A 24,946-nucleotide genomic window follows, 5' to 3' on the forward strand; every position below is an offset into this window, starting at 1 on the left:
CGGGAACAGAACGGACCCCGGCACGAAGTCCACCCGCAACTGCCACCGGAGGCATGCCGACCGCCGAGACGCGAGTCGGCCCACGCAGGCCACCCCTCGCGAGGCGCGGACAGTGTCACCGCGCCCGCGACGAGCACGATCGCCGTCAACCGCGCGAGTGCCGCCCATGGCGAGGCGCGGGCGCCGGGGGCTTGTGACTGCCGAACGGCCGGGCGAGCAGCACCGCGATGCCGGTGGTCAAGGGCACCGAGAGGGCGAGCGCGATACCGCCGACCGCCGACCGCGCGATCTCGATGGCGACCGCGTCACCGGCGAGCACGTCGCGAATCGAGCGTCCCGCCACGCTGAACAACAGCAGCAACGGCAGCGCGCCACCCGCGTAGGCGAGCACCAGTGTGTAGACGGTGCTGGCGATGTGGTCCCGGCCGACCCGCATGGTCGCGGCGAAAACATGTCGGCGCGACGCGGTTTCGTCCAGGGCGGCCAGCTCGAAGGCGGCCGAGGCCTGGGTGATCGTGACGTCGTTGAGCACACCGAGCGAGCCGATGATGAAGCCTGCCAGCAGCAGGCCGGTGATGCTGACGTGCTCTAGATACGTGGCGACGTTGGTGTTCTGCTCCTCGGAAAGGCCGGTGAGCTGGGTCATCTCGATCGCCAGCCAGGACAGCGCCGCGGCGAGCAGCATCGCGGTCAGCGTGCCGAGCAGCGCCGAACTGGTGCGGAGATTGACACCGTGCGCCAGATACAGCACGGCGTAGAGGATCAGCGACCCGGACACCAGCGCGACCGGGATCGCGGGCTTGCCGTCCAGCAGCGCGGGCAGCAGGAACATCACCAGCACCGCGAACGCGAACCCGAGACCGAGCAGCGCGCGTAGGCCGCGCCAGCGCGCCACCGCGATGATCACCACGACGAAGGCGATCACGATCAGGGTCAGCGGCAGTCCGCGCGCGTAGTCCTCGAAGGAGTACAGCGGGGTGCCGGTCGGATCGGTCTGCCGGACCAGACGGATGTCGTCACCGGCGCGCAGATCGGGTTGTCCTGGGCCGGGGGCGATTTCGAGCAGCGTCTTGTTGCCCTGGTGCGGACCGGTTTCGATGGTGATCAGGCTGCGCTGACAGGTGTAGGCGTTGGTGCGCGGCGGCTCGGGTTTGTCGGCGAACACCTTGCCGATGGAGGGACTGCCGCACGGCCCGACGTCCTGCGCGACGACCGTGCCCGCTTCGGTCTCCACCGCGCCGCCGCCCGCGCTCTGCATCGGCAGCGGGATCGCGACGTGCTGACTGCTCGGCCACAGCGCGATGGTGGCGACGACGGTGAGCACACCGATGACGGTGAGCAACCCGACCACGACGCGGGCGGCGGTGGCGCCGATCGCGATCGGTCCGGAGTGATCGTGATGATGATGATGGTGGTCGGTCACCGGGCTCCTACTTCTCCGTCGTGGCCCCGGGTGCTCGTGCCGGACGACAGGAGCGGCTGACCCGCGGCAGCTACGCGGTGCCGAGCTTAAAGGATGTCGTTTTCAAGATCAGGTCGCCAAGCACCACGGGCACACAACTGCCCATCAAGCACCACCGGTACACAACGGACGGGACCATCGAGACGCAACAACTGATCTCGCAAGAGCCGGGTAACTCACCGGGTACGGGCTGACTCCACCCAGGTACCTACCGCCGGCCGCCAACGCAAATCACCACACACCTGAGTCTGGCCTGAAACGCGGAGAGGCGGGCCGGGGGGCGGCGGAGAGCAGGGGGATGTCTCCGCCGCCCGCAGGCCGGCGGCCCAGGGGGGTAGGCGGCCGAACCCGAGGCCAGGTTGCCCAGGGGGGGTAGGCAACCCGACCGGGCACTCGAAGTGCCAAGAGCCACTGTACACAAAAGTTGCACTTTTGCGCTAGCGGGTCTTCAAAACTCGCCTCTATCCATACATTCGGTATGTTTTAGGCCCAGAAGCAGGGCGATTAGGGCTCAGAGTCCCGCGACGCACATCACTGTCGGTAGCTCGCCAGGAAATTGCCGAAGCGCTCGATCGCGACCGCGAGGTCCCTGGCCCACGGCAGCGTGACGATTCGCAGGTGGTCGTGATCGGGCCAGTTGAAACCGGTCCCCTGCACCATCAGGATCTTCTCCTGCAACAGCAGATCCAGGACCAGCTTCGAATCGTCGTAGATCTCGTACACATTCGGATCCAGCCGCGGGAACGCGTACAACGCACCCTTCGGCTTCACGCACGACACACCCGGGATCATGTTCAGCCGCTCCCACGCCACATCGCGCTGTTCGAGCAGCCGCCCGCCGGGCAGGATCAGATCCTCGATGCTCTGATGTCCGCCCAGTGCGACCTGAATCGCGTGCTGCGCGGGCACATTCGGACACAGTCGGGAGGAGGCGAGCAGATCGATGCCCTCCAGGAACCCCGCGGCGTGATCCTTCGGGCCGGTGATGGCCAGCCAGCCCGAGCGGTATCCGGCGACCCGGTATGCCTTGGACAGTCCGTTGAAGGTCAGGCACAGCAGGTCGGGCGCGAGGGTGGCCAGCGAGATGTGCTTGGCATCGTCGTAGAGGATCTTGTCGTAGATCTCGTCGGCGAGCAGCAGCAGATGGTGCTTGCGAGCCAGGTCGACCAGCTGCTGGAGCACCTCGGCCGAGTAGACCGCGCCGGTCGGGTTGTTCGGGTTGATCACCAGCAGCGCCTTGGTCTTGCTGGTGATCTTGGCTTCGATGTCGGCGACGTCGGGCTGCCAGCCGTTGGACTCGTCACACAGGTAGTGCACCGGAGTGCCGCCCGCCAGGCTGGTCATCGCCGTCCACAGCGGATAGTCCGGCGCCGGGATCAGCACCTCGTCGCCATTGTCCAGCAGCGCCTGCATGGTGATCGTGATCAGCTCGGAGACGCCGTTGCCCAGGTAGACGTAGTCCACGTCCAGTTCGGGGAAGCCGGGCACCAGCTCGTAGCGAGTCACGATGGCGCGCCGGGCCGACAGGATGCCCTTCGATTCGGAGTAGCCCTGGGCATAGGGCAGCGCCGCGATGATGTCGCGCATGATCACGTCGGGCGCCTCGAAACCGAACGGCGCCGGATTGCCGATGTTCAGCTTCAGGATGCGGTGGCCCTCCGCCTCCAGCCGTGCCGCGTGCGCGTGTACCGGTCCACGAATCTCGTAGACGACGTTCTGTAGCTTCGTGGACTGCTCCAGAACGCGCGGCGGGCGGTGGGGTAGATGGCTCGGGCTCACCGTCCCATGGTGCCATCCCCCCACAAGGGGTCGATCGATCGCGTCAGGGTGCGGAATGCCCAGGCGGGATGCCCTTGGCTGCGGTCGCCCCGCAGAACTCCTCGATGCGTTCGTCCAGGAAACGGGCCTCGACGGCGTCGCGGAACGCGGGCTGGGCGATCCGTCGGCGCACGCCGGTGAGCCGCTCCTCGAGCTGGGCGATGCGCTTGTCCTCGGCCAAGCCGAGCACCGGGTTCAGCGCCTCGGTCGCGCCGTCCAGGCTGCCGTTGATCAGATGCGCGGCCGCGCAGTCCACCCGCGCCAGCGCCTCGGCGCCGTAGGAGCGTTTCTCGGACGGGCCGTTGGCATAGATATGGATGGCGCGTTCGGTGGCGGCCAGTGCGGGCTCGGCCTGGCCGAGATGGATGTAGGTGGCGCCCGCGTAGTACTGGGCCTTCGCGTCGGGGAAACCGAAGACGCCGCCGACCTCGTCGTGCAGGTTGTCGGTCGTGGCCAGCTCGCGCGCGTCGTCGGCGGCCCGGATGCAGCGATCGGTGTCGGCGTCGCTGCCGATCTTGGACCAGATCCTGGCCTCGATATTGAGCAACCGCACCTTCGCGGTCGCCGAATCGGCGAAATCCTGCCCGCTCTGCGCGAGCAGCACCGCCCTGCGCGGGCGCTCCGACCAGTATTCGATCAGCGCGTGCATGCCGCGGGTCCAGGCACGTAGCCCGTTGTGGCCACATAGCTCGGCGTAGGCCCAGGCCGCTCTGGCCTGCTCACCCGCCGCGTCGAGGTAGCCGAGGTCGGTGCTCGCGTTCGCGAGCAGGCCGGACAGCGTGCCCGCGAGCAGATAGAGGTGACTGGTGTCGGTCGGCCGCTGATGACCCTCCAGCAGTCGATACACCCGGCGCCGAACCCGAAGCATCTCCACCATCATCGGAACCGGCGGGATGTGCACGTAATCGTTCGCAATGCGCGTGACATCGGCGTCGAGCTGTTCCAACGTGGTCGCACCCACATTGGTGCTCTCGGCCCGGCCTGCGTGTTCGCTGGCCTCGTGGGCAGCCGCCATGATCAGATCCCTCTCCGAAATCGCTGCTAACGCATCACCTCTCATCGCACCGGCGTCTATGAGAGCAAGAAGGTCCGCGTCGCTCGAATAACTGGCACGCGTCCCCGCAGCGGAACGCGTGTCGAAACCGGCGGCAGGTCCATCGATCGGCGGATCGCCGATCAGCGCCGAAAACCGTGCCCGCACAACATCGTCGGACCTGGCAAGGGATGTATCGAGCGCGGCTTGGTTGACGGGGCGCGGATGAACTCGGTTGCCCCCCGCCTCCCATTTGGACACCAGGCGTTCGTGGACACCGAGATGCGCCGCGAATTCCCGGATGCTCATCCGCTTGGCATCGCGAAGGGCGCGGGTCTCTTTACCTGACCAGTGCCGGACCACGATGTCATCCCTTCCGCACGAACCTTCATCCAGGGTACGAGGGCTTTGTGGCTACGGCCACACACAATTCGCAGTTGCTATTGGCTTTTCGCGCCTCGCGCACCCGCGCGAGCGAGCTTCCCTCGGTCAAAGGCAGCGGATTGGCAGTGGAAGGCGCGCATGGGGGCGATGCCGCGTCGCGGTCATTGGCCCGACCCTGGTAGCAGGAGGCAAGGAGTTGGCCGTGAACGTGGAGAAACTCAGGACAGTCGAGGATTGGGTGTCCTTCTACCGGTACGAGTACGGGCTACCCGTCACCGAGCGTGGCGGTTTCGTGATGCTGCCGATCAGCGGCCGGGTCTGTGTCGTTCACCTGCCGACGGCCCGGGCCGAAAAGGTCAGGGCGGCACTGGAACAGCAGGGGACGAGGGGTCCCATGCTGGCCAGGCAGATCCGCTGGAGCTTCCTGGCCGAGCCGGACAGCCGTCCCGGCGCGCAGGTACTGGAGGTGCTGAATCGTCTCGATATCGGGATACCTGCCATCGGCAGTGCAGTGATGTTGCCGACGGGGCTCGGCCGGTGGACCCGGGAAGGGTGCTTCTGGGTTACTCCGCCGAGCCGCGGCGACACGCTCCCACCGCTGTCCGCCGTGGTGACGACGGCGCTCGCGGTCGGAGCGGGCGGCGGGGACTGAATGCGTCGTCGGTCCCCGTCGCCGACAGTGCGACCGAATCCGCCCCTATTTCCTGGCAGTCGGCGGGGCGGATTCGGTCGTGGGTCGTCGTGCGCGCCAGGCGAACCCGCGTCGGCTACCGCGATTCGGCGGCGTCCACCACGTCGGCGGGCAGCGGGAAGTTCAGGTAGGAGCGCGAGGGAGTCGGTCCGCGCTGACCTTGGTATTTGGAGCCCGCGACGGCGCTGCCGTACGGGTGCTCGGCGGGGCTGGTCAACCGGATCAGGCACAGCTGGCCGATCTTCATCCCCGGCCACAGGGTGATCGGCAGGTTCGCGACGTTCGACAGTTCCAGCGTGATGTGGCCGCTGAAACCGGGATCGATGAAGCCCGCCGTCGAATGCGTGAGCAGGCCGAGACGGCCGAGGCTCGACTTGCCTTCCAGTCGCCCGGCCAGATCGTCCGGCAGCGTGCACACCTCCAGCGTCGAGCCGAGCACGAACTCGCCGGGGTGCAGCACGAACGGCTCGCCCGGCGCGGGCTCGACCAGGCTGGTCAGTTCGTCCTGGCGCTGCGCGGGATCGATGTGGGTGTAGCGGGTGTTGTCGAAGACGCGGAACATCCGGTCCAGGCGAACGTCGATACTCGACGGCTGGATCAGGCTCTCCAGCAACGGCTCGACCCCGAGACGCCCAGCGGCGATCTCCGCGCGGAGGTCACGATCGGAAAGCAACACGGCACGAGCGTAGCGTCCGGCCGATCGGGCCGTTCGGGCGCACGGGGGAGGGCCGGATCGGCGACGCATTCTTCGCTGGTCTTCAGTTAATTCTCAGCGCAAGCGGGCAACCTAGGACCAGTGACCTCGAATCCCCGCAGGACGGTGCCAACGGTGCCGTCGCTCGCCGCGCTCGGCGTGCTCCTCGCGGCATTCATCACCGTGCTGACCCGCAATGTTCTCGACAGCAGCGGGCTGGCCACGATGGATCCCGAGGTCTCCGGCTGGGCGGTCGAGAACCGCAACGGGGTGCTCACGCCCGCCGCGCGGATGGTCAGCAACTGCGGGGACACCCTGTCCATGACGATCCTCACCGTGATCGTCTGCGCGGCGCTGCTGCGCGTGCGCGACCGGATGCGCGCCGCGCTCGTCGCCGTGACCGCCCTCGGCGCCGGTCTCATCGTCGTGATCGCGAAGCGACTGGTCGGCCGGGAACGCCCGCCGGTGGCCGATCACCTCGCCGTCGAGAACAGCCTGTCCTATCCCTCCGGGCACAGCACCGGCACGTTCGTGGTCGTCGGGATCGTGGCCATCGTGCTCATCCCCTTGATCCGGCGGCCGATCGTCCGAGCGGGCGTGGCACTGGTCGCCGTCCTGTTCGTCGCCGCGGTCGGCGCCTCCCGCGTCTACCTGGGCGTGCACTGGCCCACCGACGTGCTCGCGGGCTGGTCCCTCGGAGCGCTGTGGATCCTGCTGTGCCTGGCCGTCTTCCGCTACCCGACCTGGCGTTCGCGGGCCGCCGCTACAGTCGATTCGTGCCGCGAACAAAGCAAGTCCGCGACAGCATCGTCGTCGCGATCGACCCGGTGACGGCTTACGACCGGGTCAGCGACGTCACCCGGATCCACCGCTGGAGTCCGGAGAACACCGGCGCGGTACTGGCCGAGCCCGGCGCACCGGTCCGCGTCGGCCTGCGGTTCGTCGGCACCAATCTGCGCCGCGGCGTGCGCTGGTCGACGGGCTGCGAGATCACCGCCGCCGACCGCGGCGCGCGCTTCGCCTTCAAGGTCCGGCGCTACGGTCTGCGCAAGCCGGTCCTCCCGGTCGCCGTCGCCAGCTGGGAGTACCGCTTCGAGGCTGTTCCCGAGGGCACCAGGATCACCGAGATCTGGACCGACGACCGCCGCGGCTGGCCCGACCGGCCCACGCTGTGGTTCGACCGCATCGCCACCGGCAAGCCGGGGTTCGCCGAGTTCCAGCGAGGGAACATCCGCCGGACGCTGGAGCGGTTGAAAGCGGACCTCGAAAGCGAATCCTGACCCCCGAGGCGGTCAGTCGGCGGCATCCGCTCGCGCGGCGTCGATACCCGCGAAGATGACGCGTAGGCCCTCGGTGAACTCGGTATCGGTGTCGCCGGAGAAGACGTCGGTCACCAGTTGCGCGGTGAGAGGGTAGCGGTGGGCGTCGATGACATCGGCGAGGCGTTCGGGGAGGTACGGGTTGCGGTCGCCGTACGCGTCGTCGGAGCGCGCCTGCTCCTCGATGACGAAGCCGACGGTGTAGTGCAGCAGGATCGGGAAGACCCGGGCCGCTCGGGTTTTCGAGAACCCCGCGTCCTCCAGCGTCCGCAGCGTCAATTCGACTGTGCGCCACATTGATTCGTCGTCGATATAGGTTCCTGCCAGCACCTTCGCCCCATCCCGGTAGCCGAGCATCGCCCGCCGCAACCGGCTCGCCAACGCGATGAGCCAGTCCCGCCAGTCCTCGTCGCGACGCGGCGCCTCGATGCCGTCGACCGCGGAAACGAAGACGGCCCGCGCCATCGCGTCGAGCAACTCGCGCTTGTTCGCGAGATGCCAGTACAACGCGGGCGCTTGCACATTCAGCGCCGCGGCGACCTTCCGCATGGTCAGGCCGTCGAGCCCGACCTCGTCCAGCAGGGCGAGCGCGGCCACGGCGATCACTTCGGCGTCCAGCTTGGTCTGACCGGATTTGTTCGACACCTTGACAGCTTAACAATGTTCCTGGTCTCCTTAACAACGTTAAGGATTTAACGTTGTTAAGGAGATGACATGGACACGACCGATGTGGTGATCGCGGGCGCCGGCCCGACCGGCCTGATGCTGGCGTGCGAACTGCGCGTCCTCGGTCTCGAGGTCGTCGTGCTCGACGCACTGCCCGCGCGGACCGGCGAATCCCGGGCGGGCGGCATCCACGCCAGGACCATGGAGGTCCTCGATCAGCGCGGCCTGCTCGACGGGCTGCTCGAGCAAGGCCATCCGCGGCAGGTCGGGCACTTCGCCGCGATTCCCTTGGACTTCAGCGATTACGCGACCCGCTACCCGTTCACGCTCGTCATCCCGCAGTCCCTGATCGAGCGCGAACTGGAAAGCCGCGCAGCGGAACTCGGCGTCACCGTGCGGTGGGATGCGCCGATCACCGGATACCGGCAGGACGCGTCCGGCGTCGAGATCGAGATCGGCGGCTCGAACGGAATCCGTCGCATGCGCGCCGCGTATCTCGTCGGCTGCGACGGCGGGCGCAGCGCGGTCCGCAAGCTCGCCGGGATCGATTTCGCCGGCACCGAGGCGACCATGACCGGCATGATCGCCGACGTGGAGCTGGCCGACCCGCCCGCCGAACCATTCTTCGGCCACCGCCGCGGGATGGGCGATTTCTCCGCCGTGCAGCTGCAACCCGGCTGGTACCGGCTCGTCGTGCAACGGCACGACCGGGTCCTCGAGCGCGGCGCGACGCTCTCCTTCGACGACTTCCGCGCCAACTTCACCGAGATCGCGGGCACCGACCTCGGCATGCACAGCCCCCGCTGGGTATCGCACTACGGCGACGCCGCACGGCACGCCGACCGCTACCGCGCCGGACGCGTGTTCCTCGCGGGCGACGCCGCCCACATCCACTACCCCGCCGGCGGACAGGGTCTCAACCTCGGCGTGCAGGACGCCGTCAACCTGGGCTGGAAGCTGGCGGCCGCGCTGCGCGACGACGCCGCCGACGATCTGCTCGACACCTACGAGGCCGAACGCCGCCCGGTCGCCGCCCGCGTTCTGCACAACACCCGCGCGCAGACCGCGCTCTCCCGCCCCGGCCCGCACACCGACGCCCTGCGCGACATCATGGGCGACCTGATCACCCTGGACGACGTCCGTCATCGACTCGGCCACATGATCACCGCCCTCGACATCCGCTACGACACGGGCTCCGACCACCCGCTCGCCGGACGCCGCGTCCCGGACGTCGACCTCGTCACCGCCGACGGCCCCACCCGCGTCCACGAACTGCTCCGCCCCGCCCGCCCGGTCCTGCTCCGCCTCGACGACACGTCGCCGACCGCGTCCGAAAGCAACGGTCACCTCGACTCCGTCCTGGCTCGCAGCCACGCCACGCACTGGTCGGTCCCTGGAGTCGGCGACATCCCCCGCCCCACGGCCCTCCTCATCCGCCCCGACGGCTATACGGCCTGGGCGACCGACGACCGAACCACCGACGGCCTCGCCGAAGCCCTCCGAAACTGGACCACCCCGATCGCCACCCACTGACCCGCCACCGTCCGGGCGGCGCGTACCTGGATCGCGGCCGCCCACGGACGTAGCCGAAGAGGCAGAATGGAAGTTGACCGGCCCAGGGCTCGGTCTGATAGAGTCGCGGACGCGTCTACGCGCGGTGCCGATGTAGTTCAATGGTAGAACTTCTGCTTCCCAAGCAGACAGCGCGGGTTCGATTCCCGTCATCGGCTCAGCAAAATAAGGCCCTGACCAGCATGTTGTCTGGTCGGGGCCTTTCTCGACTCCAATGCTGTGTAGCCAAGGGTGTAGCCCTGACCCTTTGCCGGCGGCCTTCAGTCTGTCGACCATGGGCGTCGATCGCACTCGTCAGGCACGGCGCATGACGCAGCTACTGTCCGAATCCCGTTGCACCCGAGTCACTCTCGACTGTCACGACAACCACCACATCCGCCGCCGCGACGCACAGATCCGCTGGACCGACGGTCCTACGTGGCATCAGATACTCACGCTCGCAGCGGCACTCGCCGGGCAGGCGCCGGGCTTCGGCCCCGGCCGAGGTGCGGCCATCGACGGCATAGCGGTGCTCACCGCCGCGCTGATCCCTACGCGAGTCGACACCGGCGCCGGAAGCAGGAGGCGCGTCTGCACGCCGAGAAGGAGCACCGCGGACGCGCGAGCTGCACACCCTAGAAGGAGTGGCGCCAACGGGCGCACCCCCACAGCGAAGTAGTCGTGCCGCCTGCCACGTACTGCGGAGCGATCCGCACCTTCCGTCCGCGTCAGGTGCGACAGGGTCAGTTCCCGCGCGCCTCGATCGCACGACCGATGAGCGCGCGGGCGCCCTCGCCGTAGAGCGCCTGCTCGGCGAGCACCGTGAACATCTTCTCGTACAGGGTGATCTCGCGCGGTTGTGTGACCGCAAGCTCGGCGCTGATCGTCTCGACTTGGACGAGCCTGCTGTCGAAGATGGCGAACCCGTTCGTGGCGGGCGCCGCGTAGGCCGAGGCCGCGGGAATGATGCCGAACGCGATGCTCGGCAGCATCATGACGTTGAGCAAGCGGTCGAGCTGGCCACGCATCACCTCGTCGTCGCCGACGGTGGTGTGCAGCACCTGCTCGGCGACAACGAAATTGAACCGGCGCCGCCCGCGGTAGAGCACGTGCTGCCGTTCGATGCGCGCCGCGACACCCTCCTCGAGGTCATCGGGGATGTCGTAGAACGAGATGACCTTGCGGAGGATGCCCTCGGCGTAGGCGGGAGTCTGCAACAGCCCTGGAAAGACGTACGGCTCGTACCATCGCATCGAGTTGGTCTCGGCCTCGACGCGCACGCGCGCCTTCTGCGGGCGGCGCATGCCGGTACCGAGGATGCGCCGCCATTCGAGGTAGGCGGCCTCGATGTTGCGCAACGTGGCGACGAGGTCGGCGAGCTGATCGCCGGTGCCGGTGCGCTCGCACCAGGCGCGTAGATCCGCCTCCGACGGCGTCTGCTTGCCGTGCTCGATACGCGACACCTTGGACTCGTGCCAGCTCGCGAGCTCGGCGAGGCGGCGCGCGGTCAGGTCCGCGTCGCGGCGAAGCTCCCGGAGCCGCAGGCCGAGAGCCTCCCGGGCCTCGTGAACGGCGCTCGTCACCGCTGACCGGCCATCGCGTACTCGGCGTGCGGAATGGCACGCTGCCACACGAGATTCCACACCGCCCGGCACCGGTCGACGATCTGCCAATCGGTTGTCACCGCGACGCCCGCCCACCGCCCGTCCGGCTCGAACACAGTGAACGCGGCGCGGTCGTCGAGCAGCCACCAGTCGTCGGCGGTGAGCTCGTCGGGCGAAACGAGATGTCGCGGTAGATAACGGACCTCCTCGCCCGCGGCGATATTGACCCGCGACACTTCCAAGGTCCACCGTTGGTAGTCGACGTGTGGCACGGTGACGACGCGGGCTCGCCGCACCGCGACGCCGCGGCCGGTGGTCTCCCGGACCAGCGCCGCCCAATCGGCCATCCACGCGTAATCGTCCGGCTCGCCCGCGAGGAACCGAGCGAAAGGCTCGGACTCCTCGGGAGTCTCGTAGGTGTCCTGTACCTCGAGATGCAGGGCCGCACGCTTGCACTCGCCCACTGCGTCGGCGAACTCACCGGCCGTGATCAACAGCACCGTAGAACGTCCTCTCTCGCTTCGGCACCTCGATGGCGGTCTCGTCGGGGGTGAAGCTCATGTGTGCCAGCGCCTCTGGGTCGCCGAGTGGCTCGCCCGACAGGGTGAACGTGCCGCGGCCCGTGTCCGCCATCGTCGCGCCGACAAAGGTGTCCGGCTCGACGAAACCGAGTAGCGCGTGCGGGATCTCCACCGTCGCCTCGTCGTTGGTCCGCCACCCCTGCACGACGTAGGTGCCGCGGTCGGTCGCGTACAGCGTCGGGCATCCGCCCTGGTTCGATCCGCCTTTGCCCAGGAACCTCAGACGCATCGTGCTGTCCTCTTCCAACGGTGTGCGACGGCTTGCGCAACTCCTCCAATAGTCCATCAACTAGGGCGTTTTCGTCACCGTTTGAAAACAGGGATGCAAGTTCGCGCAAGTTTGTGGCAGCGCAGGCCACTCGGTTCGTACTGTCCGTTACAGCACTCGATGCGGAGGCGGTCGGTCCCGACCCTGCGCCGGTCGGCGAGCCACCACATCCTCGGCATCGGAGGCGACCGCACACGCCGACGCGGAGGGCTACCGCGATGGAGATGAACGAGGGCCGCGTGATGGCCGCGCTACACGATCACGGGCCGCTCACCACTGCGGAACTCGCGCGCGAGACGCGCATGAAGGAGTCGTCGGTTCGATCGGTGGTCCGCGAACTCGTCGACCGGAGCTTGGTCGAGACGGCGGCGCGGGGATGGACGCTGTCGGCTCGCGGCCAGGCATTCACCAACACCCCACGCGGGCGCAACGCGCTCGACGTGCCGACAATGCCGAGGCGGTCATGATGTCCTGTTTCGACGACGCGCTGCTGATCAACCATCTCAGCTGCGCCAACACCGCCTACCCCGCATCGAGTCTCCGTGCCGCGCACCGGACGATGCAGGTTCACCTCGAATGCCTCGTCGGCCAATGTCCGGCGAAGACCGCCGCGCACCACGCCCTCGAAGAGGCGGGGCACCTGAGGCCCGACTCGGGCAGGCAGCGACGATGACCGGCAGCGAAAGGTAAGTCGTAGGGGCCGTCAGCTCGGCACGTTGGTGATCTCGCTCGGTTCGGCGTGCAGGCGGCGAAAGCGGCTGCCGTGGAAGACGAGCGGGTCGATGTCGTGGCGGGTGGCCAGGCGGTGGATGCGGAGGATGACGACGAGGTGATCGCCCGCGGGGACCTGGGCCTCGATGACGCCCTCGATCCAGGCGGACGCACCGTGGATGAAGACGGCCTCACCGGTGCCTCGGTGCAGTTCGCTGGCGCGGAAGCGGTCGCCGTCGCGTGCGCCGAGCGCACGCGCGGCGTCGGTTTGGTCGGTGCCGAGCAGGCTCAGGCCGAGGTGGGTCGCGCGCTCCAGGCGCGGCCAGGTCGAGGAGCTGTTCTGCACGCAGAAGGAGACCAGCGGCGGATCGAGCGAGACGGGCACGAAGGTGCTCACCGCGAGGCCGTGCGGCACGCCGTCGACCTCGGCGCAGACCGCGACGACGCCGCTGGGGAAGTTGGCGAAGGCACGGCGCAATCCCGTTCCGTCGGCCGGTGTTTCGAAGAGTTCATGCATGGTCCGCCGCCTTGCTCGCGTTCGCGTAGGAATCGGCGTCGGATCGAAGCGAATCACCTGCGCTGGGATCCCTCGATTCACTCGCGCTCGAAAGTCGTTCCCCCGAATCACGGACGTTCGGCTGCTCGGCGCTCGTACGACCCAGTGCTTGCACCACGGGCCGCCACCGGTCGGCGTACGCGCCGATCACTCCGTCCTCGGTGAAGGTCCGATCGGCCAGGTACAGACCCGGCAGCGCCGCGGTCGCGCCGAGTTCCGCCAGCACGGGCTTGAGCAGCAGGTCGGGAGCGAGCGCGTGCGCCGGTCCTGCGCCGAGCATCACCGGGACGGCCAGCACTCCCGCCAATCCCGTTCCGCCGTCGAATTGTTCGAGGAAGAGTTTGAGCAGCCCGGTGTAGGTCGCCTTGAAGGTCGGGCTGGCGAACACCACCAGCTCGGACTCCGCCACGGTGCGCACGGCGTCCGCCACCGCGGGATCACCCCAGCTGAGCAGCGCGGGCCCATAGGAAGCGAGCTCGAGCACGGTGGGTTCGACGTCGGGCCGCAGACCGCGGGCCACCAGGATGCCCGCGGCCAGCGTGCGGGACGCGGGTTTCGGATTGCCGACCACGACGGTGACTGTCACTGCTGTGTCCTTCCTTTCGCGTGCACGCGGCTGTCCCCAGTGCAACACCGGCCGCGAGGCGAAACGAGGGTTTGAATCTGTGCGATCGCATCGCGAGACGCGCGCGCACGGGTTCGGTCCGGCCGCCTACGAGCGGACTACCGACAACCGCGCCCGGAGCTCGGCTCAGTTACTGGATGAACGATCCGAACGAGCATCTCGGTCGACTCCGAGGAGCCCATGTGAACCCGATCGGGGGCGGACTCACGGGTTGCGCGCACCGGGATCGACATGCGAGCGCGACCTGTCGGTGCTCGGCATTAGGGTCGGCGCGTGGCTGGTTCGCGATATTCGTTCACGGCACGGGTGTGGGAGCACTCCGGCGAAGGCTCCTGGCATTTCGTGTCGCTGCCAGAGGAGATCGCCGACGACATCGAGGAGCGCTACGGGCATCGGTCCGGTGGGTTCGGAGCGATCCGCGTGCACGTCAGGATCGGCGCGAGCAGCTGGTCCACCTCGCTGTTTCCGGACAAGAAACGCGCCACCTACGTCCTGCCGGTGAAGAAGCCGGTGCGGGTCGCCGAGAACCTCGTCGCGGGTTCGGATGCCGAGATCGATCTGACGATCGCTCTCTGAGCGAGAGACGGTCATGGGCGACGCGCGCCACGCACTGGAGCATGCGGCGACCCCGACGGATCACGCCCACCAACTGCCGTCGGCCACACCCACAACCCAGATCCGACCCAGTCGCCCCACCACTGGATGCGAGCCACACCGGCCGGCAGGCGGTCAGCGGCCACCAGAGCCGCAGGCCGGTCATTCGACGAGGTAGGTCGCAGCGCCGACTCCTGCCCAGCCCATACCCGTCAGAAAATGCACTCCTGCACCATTCGCCGGGTAGCGACACCGACTCGCGTCTGGTCTTCCGCGCTCAGCCCGAGCAAGACGGGGTCGACGGGACCGGACAGATCCGCACCGAGAACCCTGCGCAATCCGTCCTGAGAGATCTTCTCCTCCACATAGATTCGCGCGACGCACTCGGATTGCTTCGGGGGAAGTCCCTTCCCCGCCAGCACCGTGGTGACGTCGGCCTGGCTCAAATCCCCGGCGGGCAGCGGGACGGTGGTGGTCGACGCCGCCGCCACGGTGGTCGACGCGGCAGTGGTCGACGCGGCCACGGTGGTCGACGAACCGGATGCCGTGCTCGAATCGTCCCCGCACCCCGCGAGCAGCGGCACCGCGATACACGCCACCGCGATCGTTCTTCTCATCCGAATTCCCTCGCTTCCAACGGTTCCCGTATGGCCGGGACCGTACCCGCAGCGAGGGGTCCGCGTCACAAGTCCATCGCGGCGCGCAGCGCGGTGTCCAACCGTTCCAGCACGTCGGACTCCATGTCATCGATGCGCTCGGCGAGCCAGCCGCGATAGATGCGGCCGATATTGCCCGCGTGCACCCAGCCGCGCCCTGGCACCTGGACCGCGAGGATGTCCTGCGGATCCTGGTCGAGCAGTTCGGCGGCGATCAGCCACTGACGCGGCGATTCGTTGATGCCGTCGCTGCTGATGAGCACGACGGTACGACGCCGAAGCGAACCGTGCGGGTGATAGCTCCACAGTTCACCCCTGCGCACGCATCGCCTCCTCGGCGGCGGCCAGCTCCGCCTCGTCGGCCGCGGCCTCGGCCGCCACATCGACCACGGAACCGACGCCCGTGCGCACCGCTTCCCGGCGCGCGGCCTTGGATATCCACGCCGACGGTGACATACCGGCCCGTGCCGCCGCCTGTTCCGCGAACGACCAGGCCGCCTCGTCCAGCGAGAGAGTGACCTTACGCGTTGCCATACCATTTATCGTACCCGCGAGCGAGCACTCTGCCAGCGGGAACGCGGACGTACTGATACTATTGGCGCACTGCCAACAGAGAATCCGGGGACGAGCATGACGACGTGGAACCATCATCGGGTCGGCACGGGCGAACCGTTGGTGCTGGTGCACGGGGTCGGCAGCCGCTGGCAGATATGGGAGCCGATCATCGACACCCTGGCCGCCTCCTTCGAGGTGATCGCCGTCGATCTGCCCGGCTTCGGCGGCTCGGATCCGTTGCCGCACACGACCGTCGACGAACTCACCGACGCGCTCGCCGACTGGCTGGCCGCGGAAAACATCGAACGCCCGCACCTCGCAGGCAACTCGATGGGCGGCCTGATCACCCTGAAGCTGGGCGCGCGCGGATCGGCCCGCTCGGTCACCGCGTACTCCCCGATCGGGTTCTGGGACACCCCGGGCCGGGTGTGGTGCCAACAGTCGCTCGGTAAGTCGGTCACCCTCGCTCGCGCGATGCGTCCGCAGCTGCCCAAGATTCTCGGCACCGCGGCGGGCCGCACGGCGTTCCTGTCCCTGATCTTCGGCAAGCCGTGGGCGTTGGACGCGGAGTTCGCGATCGGCACCGCCGAGGGAGCGATCGACTCGACCGGATTCCGAGAAGCGCTGGCCTCTTTCGCCGACGCGCGGCTGCCCGAGATCGGCGCGCTCGCCGACATTCCCGTCACCATCGCCTGGGGCAGCCGCGACGTCCTGCTCACCTACGCCACCCAGCACCGCAAGGCCCGCGCGGAACTGCCCAACGCTCGTCACGTCACCCTGCACGGCAGCGGGCACTCGCCGTTTCCGGACGATCCCGAGGCTTGCGCCCGGGTGCTGCTCGACCAGCTGGATCCGAACCGCCGGTAGCGCGCGCTCGCCCCGGGACTTCGCGCGGAAATCCCGCAACAGCCACCGCAACCGAAACCGGCCGCATCGATCGACCGGCCGCACGCCCCCGGCGAGAACAGTCGCGTCGGCACGACAGCTACAAGGCCTCCGTCGCGCACGTCGCCCTCCGCCACAGCGCCCCGGCGAGAACAGTCGCGTCGGCACGACAGCTACGAAGCCGCCGTCGCGCACGTCACCCTCCCCCGCAGCGCGCCCGCGAGAACAGCCGCGTCGGCCACGCCTCACACGGGCCGAGGGTCCAACAACGTGTCCGCCGGTGCCGTCCCGAGCAACACCCGAACCGAATTTCCCCAGCGCTGCTGGAGGATTCGGTTGCGCTCCACGTTCCCGGTCAGCAGCGCCCGCATGGCCAGCCCGGTCATGATCTCGATGGTGAACTCGGTGATCGTCGGCACCCGTGGGTCATCGGGGAACTCGGCACGGAAGATGTCGCGAATGCTGGTGTGCATCAGCTCGAAGAGACGCTGCTCCAGCGGCAGGAAGGCGGCGCGCAACTCGGGATCGGTGCGCGCGCCGACCCAGATCTCCAGCGCGGCAAGGAAAGATTCCCCGCTGAACATGCGCATGGTGAGATCGACCGCGGTGGTGAGCCGGTCGGCATCGTCGGGTATCGCCGCGAATTCCGTTGTCAGCTGCTCCAATCGGCGCGCGGCGAGATGCTCGACGGCGCCGGCGAGCAGATCCGGTTTGGTCGGGAAGTGGTGCTGCAACGTGCCGCGCGGTACCCCGGCGCGGTTCTGCACCTCGAGCGTCGTCGTCCCTGCGTAGCCGACCTCGACCAGACTCTCGATCGCCGCGTCCAGGAGCCGCGTGCGCATTCGCGCGCGGCGCTGCGCCTGCGTCTCCCGGACGCGTTCCGGCATCGGGTCAGCGCCCCTGCCACTGCGGTTCACGCTTCTGCGCGAACGCGAGGGCGCCCTCGGCGGCGTCCTTGGAGAACAGCGCGGGCAGCGCGATCTCGCCCTGCTTGGCGAAGGACTCCGCCACCGACCAGTCCGGCGACTCGTCGATGATGCGCTTGCTCGCGGCGACCGAAAGCGGTGCGGCCGCGACGATTTCGGCGGCCAGCTCCAGTGCGCTCGCCAGCGCGGCGCCCGGCTCGGTGACCCGGTTGACCAGGCCGAGCTGGTAGAGCCGCTCGGCGCCGATGCGTCCGCCGGTCAACGCCAGCTCGGCCGCGATGGGCCGCGGCAGGCGCTGGGTCAGCCGCAGCACGCCGCCGCCCGCGGCCACCAAACCGCGCTTCACCTCGGGGATTCCGAATTGCGCGTCGCGCGCGGCGACGATCAGGTCACCCGCGAGCGCCAGCTCGAAACCACCCGCGAGCGCGAAACCCTCGACGGCCGAGATCATCGGCTTGGCGGGCGGTTTCGCCGCGATACCGAGCGGACCCCGCCGCTGCGTCATCGGCATCTCCCCTTTGGAGGCGGCGACGAGATCCATTCCGGCGCTGAAGGTTCCGCCCGCGCCGGTGAGTACGAGCACGCGCGCGCCGGCGTCGGCCTCGAATGCGTCGACGGCCGCCTCGATGGCCTGCGCGGTGGCCAGATCGATGGCGTTGCGGGCCTCGGGGCGGTTGACGGTCAGCAGCGTGATCGCGTCGCGGCGTTCGACGAGTACCTGATCGGTCATCGGGGGGTCCTCTCGGTGCGCAGGGTGAGCTGGTCGGCGGCGGTGATCTCGGCGGCCGCGCCGATCGGGTCGCCGTCGGTGAACGCCGCGATGGTCTCGGCGTCGGAAACCCGAACCAGTATGCGTGCACCCGCCGGGTTCAGCGCGCTGATCACCACCGCCTCGGGCTCGTCGGCGCGCTCCGGCGCGGGCCCCTTGCGGTAGGCGACGGTGTAGGCCTCGACGGTCGCCGGGCCGGTGTAGCCGGGCGCGGTGTCGCGGCGCGCGGCGGGCACCACGGCCTCGGCCGCGCGAAAGAGCTCGGCGGGCGGGCGCGCCGAGTACACGCCGACGCCGTGTTTGGTGATGTACCAGCCGAGCGCGGTCGCCAGGCCGTAGGACTCGGGGTCCTCGCGCAGCCGCGTGGCGAGGGTGGCGATCGAGTGGGTGGTGTAGTTGTTGCCCGGCCCGCCCGCGAAGGTCAGCCCGCCGGTGACCGAGAGCGGCCGTGCCGGATCGTCGATCGGCAGGCCGAGCGCCTCCGCCGCGACCTGCACCGCGACCGGGAAGCAGGAATACAGATCGATGTGGGCGACATCGTCGATGCCGATACCCGCTGCGCCGAGCGCGGACTCGCCCGCCGCCGCGATCGCGGGCGAGACGCTCATATCCGCGCGCTCGGAGACGAACCAGACGTCCGTGGCGGTCGCGCCGCCGTGCGGGAAGACCCACCGATCGCGCGGCACACCGGCGGCGTCGGCGGCGGCCGCGCTGCACACGATCAGGCCGGCGCCGAGATCCACCGAGAGGTTCGCGACGAGCAGCTTCGGGTACGGGGTCGACACCAGCCGGTTGTGCGATGAGGGCGTCGCCAGGTCGGCGGCGGACTGCGCCGCGGGCAGCCACGCGTACGGGTTGTCCTCGGCGACCGACGACAGCCGCGACCACAGCCCGCCGATGCGCTCGCGATGCGCGGCCTCGCTCAGGCCGAGCCTGCCGCGCAGCGCGGTTTCCATCAGCGCGTAGAAGTAGACCGGGCCCCACAGTCCGGCCGCGGTCTCCATCTCCGAGTTGGGCGCCTTGTCCGAACCGATCAGCTCGGTGGGCGCGACATCCTCCGGCTGCTCGGGCCATTCGAGCCCGGCGCCCGCGCGAGTCGCCGCGTTCGACGAGGCCACCGACTCGGCTCCGGTGATGAGGGCGATCTCGGACTTTCCGTCGGCGATGGCCTGCGCGACCGTGTTCAGCAGCCGCTGCGGCGCGTCGCCGCCGAATCGCACGGACTGCACAGTGCGCTTCGGCGCGGCCCCCAGCTCGGCGGCGACCAGCGCGCCGAGATCCGGATACGGCTTGCTGACCGGGGCGACGGCGGCCACCAGATCGGCGGCCCGCAGCAGCCGATCTCCTGCGCCGCTGTCCGCCCCCGCGCGGCGCAGCGATTCGGTGGCGAGTTCGACGGGGCCGGGCAGCCCCGGATCGCCGGTTCTGTGCACGACCTGCCCGACGCCGACGAGCACCGGCGTCCGCGGATCCATTCCGGCTGGCAGCATTCTTCCTCCGCTCCGAATATTTACCGTCAGCATTGACGGTAATTTGGTTCGATTGAAGCAGCCCGTCCCGACCAGGGCAATAGCCCGTGGACAAGAACTGACTCGAGAGTAAGATCCGGGCATGGGATCCCCTATCGCACTGCGGTTCGACGGCGACCGCGCCTACGTCAGCCTGGACCGCCCGGACAAGCACAACGGCCTGACCATCGAGATGCTCGGTGACCTGGTCGATGCCGCGCGCACCGTCGCGAAGCGCAAGGACGTGCACGCGGTGATCCTGTCCGGCAACGGCCCCAGCTTCAGCAGCGGCCTCGATGTCGCCAAGGCGACCCGCGATCCGCTCGCGGCTGTGCGCAACTTCGTGCCGCTGCCGTGGCGCGGCACCAACACCTTCCAGGAGGCCTGCTGGGCCTGGCGGCGGTTGGAGGTCCCGGTCATCGCCGCGGTGCACGGCCGCTGTTTCGGTGGCGGACTCCAGATCGCGCTGGCCGCCGACGTCCGCTTCGCGACACCCGACGCGGAGTTCTCGGTCATGGAGGCCAAGCACGGCCTCGTTCCGGATATGACCGGCGCGGCCACGCTCTCGCGATTGATCGGCATCGATAAAGCACTGCTGCTGACCATGACCGCCGACGTGGTCGACGCCGCCTACGCCGAACGCATCGGCCTGGTCACCGAGGTGACCGACGACCCGATCGGCGCCGCCGAGAAACTCGCAGAACGCATCGCGTCCCGCTCCCCGCACGCGGTGGCGGGCGCCAAGCGACTGTTCGAGCGGTCCTGGCACGCATCGGCGCGGCGCACCTTCGGAATCGAGCGCGCGACACAGCTGCCGCTGATCCTGCGTCTGGCCGCGAACCGAGATGGAAGATCACACAAAGAGGGCTTCATTTCGTAGAGACAAGATCGCAAGCCACCAATTTCCCCGGTTCGACTGCTAGCATTTCCGTCGATTTGCCAGCCATTCGAAATGTGCTTCGGTTCACATCGGGGGGTGGTGTATCGAGGCCCGTTTCGGCGAGACCCGGAGGGCCCACGACCTTGAACAAGACCGCAAAAATCCTGCTTTCGGCTCTAGCGGGTGGCACGGCCTTGCTTCTCACGGCAACTACCCCCGCCACGGCAAACCCAAACGCGATCAACCCGATTCCGGTGCTCAACGGCACCACCGGTCTGCCGAATCTGGCCGGTCGCAGCCGCGCGATGTTCCAGGTGACCGGCATGGCGAGCCCCAACAACACCCAGACCTACAACGTGCTCGGCACCGATCTGGGCATCATGTGGGACAACGGCCATGGCGAGATGCTCACCGCGTTCGGCGACACCGCCGGACTCGGCTTCCCCAACCTGCTCGCCGGCAGCATGTGGGCCTGGCGTAGCAACATCCTGGTCCGCAGCAACACCAAGGACCCGGCCAACGGCATCTACTTCGACAGCGTGGTGCGCGACGTCTTCGGACAGGCGCGCGATCTCATTCCGAGCCCGAAGATTCCGTTCATCGAAATCAGCCGCATCCCCACCGCGGGCATCGCGGTCGACGGCGTGCAGTACATGAGCACGATGTCGGTGAAGACCTGGGACAACGTCGGCGAGTGGACCACGAACTACTCGGGCCTGGCCGCCTCCGCCGACAACGGGGAGACCTGGGCGGATCTCGGGCACACCCGGCGCCCGAACGAGGGCGGCAACGCCAACTTCCAGATGAACGCCTTCCTGAAGAGCGGCGGGTATGTCTACGAGTACGGCACCCCCTCCGGGCGCGACAACATCGCGTTCATCGCGCGGGTGCGCGAGCACGACATCCAGAACTTGGGCGAGTACGAGTACTGGGACGGCGGCGGCTGGCGCAAGAACGACGTCAACGCCGCGGCGCCGATCATGTGGGGCGTCGGCGAACTGTCGGTCATGTGGAACGACTATCTCGGCCAGTTCATCTCGCTGACGACGGACGCGTTCAACTCGGTCGTGATGCGGCGGGCTTCCTCGCCCGAGGGTCCGTGGAGCGATCCGGAAGTCCTGATCGACACCAGGGAGTTGCCGTCGGCCTACGCCCCCTCGATCTTCCCGTACCAGACCGGGCGCGACCTGTACTTCATGACCACCGTGCACAGCCAGTACAACGTCGTCCTGATGCGCACCACGCTGTGATCATCGCGCCGTGACGCGTTCGGGGTGTCCGCGATTCAGCGGGCACCCCCTTTTTCCTTCCCGGATCACTTGACCTCAACAAAGCTTCATGTACGAGGCTGGCCGCAGCACGCGACCGATCCGGAGGAACAATGACTTCTGCATCCAGCATCGCCCGCCCATCCGCCGACGTGACGGCATGGGTGCGGTCCGCTGCGCGCCCCGTGGTCGACACCGAACCGGACTATGTGGGAAAGGATCTCGACGAGCTCGTCGAGACACTCGGATCGGCGACGATCGTCGGGCTCGGCGAGTCGACCAGGTTCTCGCGGCAGACCTACGGCGTGCGGGAACGGCTCTTCCGCGCCTTGGTCGGCAGGCACGGGTTCCGCGGGCTCGCGATCCAGGACAGCGCGCGGTCCGGCGAGCGCATCGACGAGTACGTCCGCACCGGGGCGGGCGATCCGGAATCCGCGCTGGCCGGAGCGTGGCGCCCGCTGCGGACCGCCGAGATGGTCGACACGCTGGCCCGGATCCGGCTGTTCAACCAGCAGCACCCGGACGACCCGATCCGCGTCCTCGGCGTGGAACCGCCGCGCGCCGAACCCTCCGACTACGACGCGGTGCTGGACTACCTCCGCCAAGCCGCGCCGGACCGGCTGGCGCGCGCCGAAACCCATCTGAACCCGATCCGCACCGCACACCGAATCGACGAGCACGTCCAGCGCCATCAGGGCATTCACCCAGGACGCCCGTTCGCCGAGCACGCCCGCGACGCGCTCGCCCTGCTCGACGAGCTGCCCGACACCGCGGAGCACCGGCGGGCCCGCGCCCACGCCCGGCTGATCGCCGATTTCCACGAGCAGAGCGTCGCCGGGCAAGGCGGCTTCGCCCGCGACGAGCGGCCATCGGCCGAACGCGTCATCGAATGGCAGCGCGCGACCGGCGTGAAGATCGCGTTCTGGGACGGCATCGCCCACGTCAGCGCTCAGGCGCTCGGCGTCGGCTCGGCCGCGGGCGAGTTCCGCGGCACGGGCTCCCACCTGCGCGACCACTTCGGCACGGACTACGTCACTGTGGCCATCGGCTTTCACCATGGTGATCTCGGCATGGCCGAGGCGCCCAGGCCGCGGCCGGAGCTGGTCGACGCGGTGCTCGGCGAAGTGGATTTGCCCGCGTTCTTCGTCGACTTGCGCACGGCCGCAACGGAATCGGTGGACACCTGGCGTCGCGCACCGGCCGAGCTGCGCACCATCAGCGGGATCTACGACCCGAGCAAGGACGCCGAAGCACACATGGGCGTCCCCTCCCTGACGGGGGCGTTCGACATCCTCGTGCACATCCGCGAGACCTCGCCCGTGCACTGGCTTCCCGCGCCCTCCGAGTGAGCACCGGCGCGGTGCGTGCGGTGCCGCGCGGGAGCGGGCTTGTGCGGCTCAGACTCCGCACCTCCGGTGCTTTCCAGCGCGGTGCCGACGGTCCGCCCGAACACGGCGGTTCCTAGACTCGCCCTATGGATGCGGCCGATTGGGACGAGCGCTACGCGCAGAGTGAATTGGTCTGGGGCGCACCGCCGAACAGCACCGTGGTGGAGCACGTCTACGGGCTGGACCGGCGCGCGCCTGTGGGGCCCGACTCCGCCGAAGGCGAGGATCTCGGTCTGCCGCGGGCGCTCGACCTGGCCTGCGGCGAGGGACGCAACGCCGTCTGGTTGGCCACGCACGGCTGGCAGGTGCACGCCGTCGACTATTCGCAGGTCGGCATCGACAAGGGGCGGACCGTGGCCACGCGGCTGTCCCGATCGGTGCGCGGACGAATCACCTGGCAGTGCGCCGACGTCACCGATCTCGACGCCGCCGGGATCGCAGGCCCCTATGAGCTGGTGCTGATGGTCTTCCTGCATCTGCCCGCCGAGCAGCGCCGCGCCGTGGTGCGCCGCGCCGCGGAACTACTCACACCGGCGGGCACGCTGCTGATCCTCGGGCACGACACACTGAACCTGACGGAGGGCTTCGGCGGACCGCAGGACCCGTCGATCCTCTTCACCCCCGACGACATCATCGCCGACCTCGGTTCGGATTCGGGTCTCGAGATCCACATCGCGGACCGGGTGCTGCGCCCCACCGAGGGCCGCGACGCGATCGACGCGCTGGTCATCGCGACCAAACCCGCGCCGGAACCCTCGGAAACCGAAGCCTCGGCCTCCTGATCCAGCACAGCTGCACGCCGACCGCGAGACACAGGCCGACCCGGCGACCGACACACCTACTCCGACCAGCGCCGCAACCACGGCTGCACGGTCGCCGCAATGGTGTCGAATCCGGCGCGGAACGAGTGCGGCTGACCGGGGATCACGCGCACTTCGGCGGCGTCGGCCGCCTCGGGCACGCCGAACGGGTCGTTCGCCCCGTTGATCACCACGACCTCGATGCCGCCCGGCGCGAGCAGCTCCTCGCGCCGCGACTTCTCCGGCTTACCCGGCGGATGTAGCGGAAACGAGAGCGCGAGCACGCCGCGGGCCCGCGCGGCGACCGCCGTACGGCAGGCGACCCGCGCCCCGTTGCTGCGCCCGCCGAGGATGACGGGGACGCCGCGAACTTTCTTGCGCAAAGCCGCCACGATCTCCAGCCAGGCTTGATCCTGCTTGTCCGCCGAGCCCGGCGCCCGCCGCCCCGTGACGCGATAAGGCTGCACCACCCTGGCCACCGCGCCGCCCAGCTCCAACGCCGAATCGCGCACCACCAAAAGATCTTTCGCGTCCACCCCACCGCCCGCTCCGTGGGTGAGCAGCAGCAGGAAGGCCGGTTTGCGCGGCCGGTCGAGCTCGATCTCGGCGGGACCCGCGCTCGTCTCGATCTGCACACCTCACCGTAGCCGCCTACCAGCGGAGAGCGCAGATGCAGCGCTCAGGGGCTGTTTATCGCGTCACATTGCCGGCCGCCGTCTTTGCCTGCCCCTTACCGGCCGGTAATATGGCGCAT

28 protein-coding genes, 1 tRNA gene and 1 pseudogene are annotated in these 24,946 nt (G+C 68.7%); 13 read left to right on the top strand and 17 right to left on the bottom strand.

All coding sequences use genetic code 11. From position 1 onward, the window contains the following. Positions 1-145: 145 nt before the first annotated feature. From AC3ERS_RS16010 to AC3ERS_RS16020, 3 genes are all read right to left on the bottom strand, one after another. Complete coding sequence (locus tag AC3ERS_RS16010; RefSeq protein ID WP_431968164.1) at positions 146-1,423, bottom strand: YibE/F family protein; 1,278 nt, start codon at positions 1,421-1,423, stop codon at positions 146-148. A gap of 570 nt (positions 1,424-1,993) precedes the next feature. Continuing rightward, a complete protein-coding gene (locus AC3ERS_RS16015) occupies positions 1,994-3,241 on the bottom strand; it encodes a pyridoxal phosphate-dependent aminotransferase (RefSeq protein ID WP_431968166.1) in 1,248 nt (415 codons plus the stop codon). Positions 3,242-3,284: 43 nt separating this feature from the next. Then, positions 3,285-4,622, bottom strand: coding sequence for a helix-turn-helix domain-containing protein (locus AC3ERS_RS16020; RefSeq protein ID WP_488186266.1), 1,338 nt, complete (start codon positions 4,620-4,622; stop codon positions 3,285-3,287). 277 nt (positions 4,623-4,899) lie between these two features. On the opposite strand from AC3ERS_RS16020, the gene AC3ERS_RS16025 reads away from it, so the two are divergent. Continuing rightward, on the top strand, positions 4,900-5,349 hold the full coding sequence (locus AC3ERS_RS16025) for a hypothetical protein (RefSeq protein WP_431968170.1): 450 nt from the start codon (positions 4,900-4,902) through the stop codon (positions 5,347-5,349). 115 nt (positions 5,350-5,464) lie between these two features. Here the strand turns inward: AC3ERS_RS16025 and dcd are convergent, their stop codons facing one another. Then, on the bottom strand, positions 5,465-6,064 hold the full coding sequence (gene dcd / locus AC3ERS_RS16030; RefSeq protein ID WP_431968172.1) for a dCTP deaminase: 600 nt from the start codon (positions 6,062-6,064) through the stop codon (positions 5,465-5,467). A gap of 120 nt (positions 6,065-6,184) precedes the next feature. On the opposite strand from dcd, the gene AC3ERS_RS16035 reads away from it, so the two are divergent. Together AC3ERS_RS16035 and AC3ERS_RS16040 are read left to right on the top strand one after the other, a co-directional pair. Beyond that, positions 6,185-6,913, top strand: a complete 729-nt coding sequence (locus AC3ERS_RS16035) for a phosphatase PAP2 family protein (protein WP_431968174.1) — start codon at positions 6,185-6,187, stop codon at positions 6,911-6,913. Next, positions 6,859-7,362 carry an SRPBCC family protein gene (locus AC3ERS_RS16040; RefSeq protein ID WP_431968176.1) on the top strand — a complete coding sequence of 168 codons (504 nt, stop codon included), beginning with the start codon at positions 6,859-6,861 and terminating at the stop codon, positions 7,360-7,362. Before AC3ERS_RS16035 ends, AC3ERS_RS16040 begins: the two co-directional genes overlap by 55 nt. Before the next feature lie 12 nt (positions 7,363-7,374). Here the strand turns inward: AC3ERS_RS16040 and AC3ERS_RS16045 are convergent, their stop codons facing one another. Next, positions 7,375-8,046, bottom strand: coding sequence for a TetR/AcrR family transcriptional regulator C-terminal domain-containing protein (locus AC3ERS_RS16045; RefSeq protein ID WP_431968178.1), 672 nt, complete (start codon positions 8,044-8,046; stop codon positions 7,375-7,377). A 69-nt stretch (positions 8,047-8,115) separates the two neighbouring features. Between AC3ERS_RS16045 and AC3ERS_RS16050 the strand changes: the two genes are divergently transcribed. Continuing rightward, positions 8,116-9,600: an FAD-dependent monooxygenase gene (locus tag AC3ERS_RS16050; protein WP_431968180.1), complete on the top strand. Its 1,485-nt coding sequence runs from the start codon at positions 8,116-8,118 to the stop codon at positions 9,598-9,600. Positions 9,601-9,726: 126 nt separating this feature from the next. Beyond that, positions 9,727-9,797: transfer RNA gene (locus tag AC3ERS_RS16055), tRNA-Gly, on the top strand. Positions 9,798-10,361: 564 nt separating this feature from the next. Here the strand turns inward: AC3ERS_RS16055 and AC3ERS_RS16060 are convergent. From AC3ERS_RS16060 to AC3ERS_RS16070, 3 genes are read right to left on the bottom strand one after another with little or no spacing between them, the layout of a single operon-like run. Then, positions 10,362-11,201 (bottom strand): helix-turn-helix domain-containing protein, encoded by an 840-nt coding sequence (locus AC3ERS_RS16060; RefSeq protein ID WP_431968182.1) that lies wholly within the window; start codon positions 11,199-11,201, stop codon positions 10,362-10,364. Further along, positions 11,198-11,722, bottom strand: coding sequence for a DUF6879 family protein (locus AC3ERS_RS16065; RefSeq protein WP_431968184.1), 525 nt, complete (start codon positions 11,720-11,722; stop codon positions 11,198-11,200). Before AC3ERS_RS16065 ends, AC3ERS_RS16060 begins: the two co-directional genes overlap by 4 nt. Next, a complete protein-coding gene (locus tag AC3ERS_RS16070; RefSeq protein WP_431968186.1) occupies positions 11,700-12,032 on the bottom strand; it encodes a hypothetical protein in 333 nt (110 codons plus the stop codon). The genes AC3ERS_RS16065 and AC3ERS_RS16070 overlap by 23 nt, the downstream gene beginning before the upstream one ends. Before the next feature lie 257 nt (positions 12,033-12,289). Between AC3ERS_RS16070 and AC3ERS_RS16075 the strand changes: the two genes are divergently transcribed. Next, entirely contained in the window at positions 12,290-12,538 is a 249-nt protein-coding gene (locus AC3ERS_RS16075) for a MarR family transcriptional regulator (protein ID WP_431968188.1), read from the top strand. Beyond that, positions 12,538-12,744 (top strand): hypothetical protein, encoded by a 207-nt coding sequence (locus tag AC3ERS_RS16080; protein WP_431968190.1) that lies wholly within the window; start codon positions 12,538-12,540, stop codon positions 12,742-12,744. The genes AC3ERS_RS16075 and AC3ERS_RS16080 overlap by 1 nt, the downstream gene beginning before the upstream one ends. Positions 12,745-12,774: 30 nt before the next feature. Here AC3ERS_RS16080 and AC3ERS_RS16085 read toward each other — a convergent pair whose 3' ends face one another. Both AC3ERS_RS16085 and AC3ERS_RS16090 read right to left on the bottom strand, forming a co-directional pair. Then, positions 12,775-13,299, bottom strand: a complete 525-nt coding sequence (locus AC3ERS_RS16085; RefSeq protein ID WP_431968192.1) for a flavin reductase family protein — start codon at positions 13,297-13,299, stop codon at positions 12,775-12,777. 127 nt (positions 13,300-13,426) lie between these two features. Continuing rightward, positions 13,427-13,924, bottom strand: a pseudogene (locus AC3ERS_RS16090) (NADPH-dependent FMN reductase); the annotation flags it as partial. A gap of 312 nt (positions 13,925-14,236) precedes the next feature. On the opposite strand from AC3ERS_RS16090, the gene AC3ERS_RS16095 reads away from it, so the two are divergent. Beyond that, positions 14,237-14,539, top strand: a complete 303-nt coding sequence (locus tag AC3ERS_RS16095; protein WP_431968194.1) for a DUF1905 domain-containing protein — start codon at positions 14,237-14,239, stop codon at positions 14,537-14,539. Positions 14,540-14,769: 230 nt separating this feature from the next. On the opposite strand, the gene AC3ERS_RS16100 is transcribed toward AC3ERS_RS16095, so the two are convergent. From AC3ERS_RS16100 to AC3ERS_RS16110, 3 genes are all read right to left on the bottom strand, one after another. Next, positions 14,770-15,174 (bottom strand): hypothetical protein, encoded by a 405-nt coding sequence (locus AC3ERS_RS16100; protein WP_431968196.1) that lies wholly within the window; start codon positions 15,172-15,174, stop codon positions 14,770-14,772. 65 nt (positions 15,175-15,239) lie between these two features. Next, the gene (locus tag AC3ERS_RS16105) at positions 15,240-15,536 is read right to left on the bottom strand and encodes a hypothetical protein (RefSeq protein WP_431968198.1); all 297 of its coding nucleotides are present in this window, start codon (positions 15,534-15,536) and stop codon (positions 15,240-15,242) included. After that, entirely contained in the window at positions 15,523-15,747 is a 225-nt protein-coding gene (locus AC3ERS_RS16110; RefSeq protein WP_431968200.1) for a hypothetical protein, read from the bottom strand. Before AC3ERS_RS16110 ends, AC3ERS_RS16105 begins: the two co-directional genes overlap by 14 nt. Positions 15,748-15,843: 96 nt before the next feature. Between AC3ERS_RS16110 and AC3ERS_RS16115 the strand changes: the two genes are divergently transcribed. Next, positions 15,844-16,635, top strand: a complete 792-nt coding sequence (locus tag AC3ERS_RS16115; RefSeq protein ID WP_431968202.1) for an alpha/beta fold hydrolase — start codon at positions 15,844-15,846, stop codon at positions 16,633-16,635. Positions 16,636-16,898: 263 nt separating this feature from the next. On the opposite strand, the gene AC3ERS_RS16120 is transcribed toward AC3ERS_RS16115, so the two are convergent. From AC3ERS_RS16120 to AC3ERS_RS16130, 3 genes are read right to left on the bottom strand one after another with little or no spacing between them, the layout of a single operon-like run. Beyond that, on the bottom strand, positions 16,899-17,540 hold the full coding sequence (locus AC3ERS_RS16120; protein WP_431968204.1) for a TetR/AcrR family transcriptional regulator: 642 nt from the start codon (positions 17,538-17,540) through the stop codon (positions 16,899-16,901). Positions 17,541-17,544: 4 nt separating this feature from the next. After that, the gene (locus AC3ERS_RS16125) at positions 17,545-18,309 is read right to left on the bottom strand and encodes a crotonase/enoyl-CoA hydratase family protein (RefSeq protein WP_431968206.1); all 765 of its coding nucleotides are present in this window, start codon (positions 18,307-18,309) and stop codon (positions 17,545-17,547) included. Further along, a complete protein-coding gene (locus AC3ERS_RS16130; protein WP_431968208.1) occupies positions 18,306-19,838 on the bottom strand; it encodes an acetyl-CoA acetyltransferase in 1,533 nt (510 codons plus the stop codon). Before AC3ERS_RS16130 ends, AC3ERS_RS16125 begins: the two co-directional genes overlap by 4 nt. A gap of 121 nt (positions 19,839-19,959) precedes the next feature. Here AC3ERS_RS16130 and AC3ERS_RS16135 point away from each other — a divergent pair, with 121 nt between their 5' ends. The 4 genes from AC3ERS_RS16135 (at position 19,960) to AC3ERS_RS16150 (ending at position 24,174) form a co-directional block, all read left to right on the top strand. Then, positions 19,960-20,736, top strand: coding sequence for a crotonase/enoyl-CoA hydratase family protein (locus AC3ERS_RS16135; protein WP_431968210.1), 777 nt, complete (start codon positions 19,960-19,962; stop codon positions 20,734-20,736). A 194-nt stretch (positions 20,737-20,930) separates the two neighbouring features. Further along, positions 20,931-21,986 carry a glycoside hydrolase family 183 protein gene (locus AC3ERS_RS16140; RefSeq protein ID WP_431968212.1) on the top strand — a complete coding sequence of 352 codons (1,056 nt, stop codon included), beginning with the start codon at positions 20,931-20,933 and terminating at the stop codon, positions 21,984-21,986. A gap of 131 nt (positions 21,987-22,117) precedes the next feature. Beyond that, a complete protein-coding gene (locus AC3ERS_RS16145) occupies positions 22,118-23,353 on the top strand; it encodes an erythromycin esterase family protein (protein ID WP_431968214.1) in 1,236 nt (411 codons plus the stop codon). A gap of 125 nt (positions 23,354-23,478) precedes the next feature. Beyond that, entirely contained in the window at positions 23,479-24,174 is a 696-nt protein-coding gene (locus AC3ERS_RS16150; RefSeq protein ID WP_431968216.1) for a class I SAM-dependent methyltransferase, read from the top strand. Positions 24,175-24,230: 56 nt separating this feature from the next. On the opposite strand, the gene AC3ERS_RS16155 is transcribed toward AC3ERS_RS16150, so the two are convergent. After that, on the bottom strand, positions 24,231-24,827 hold the full coding sequence (locus tag AC3ERS_RS16155) for an alpha/beta hydrolase family protein (protein ID WP_431968218.1): 597 nt from the start codon (positions 24,825-24,827) through the stop codon (positions 24,231-24,233). Between the last annotated feature and the right edge of the window lie 119 nt (positions 24,828-24,946).

The organism is Nocardia sp. bgisy134, from assembly GCF_057708325.1.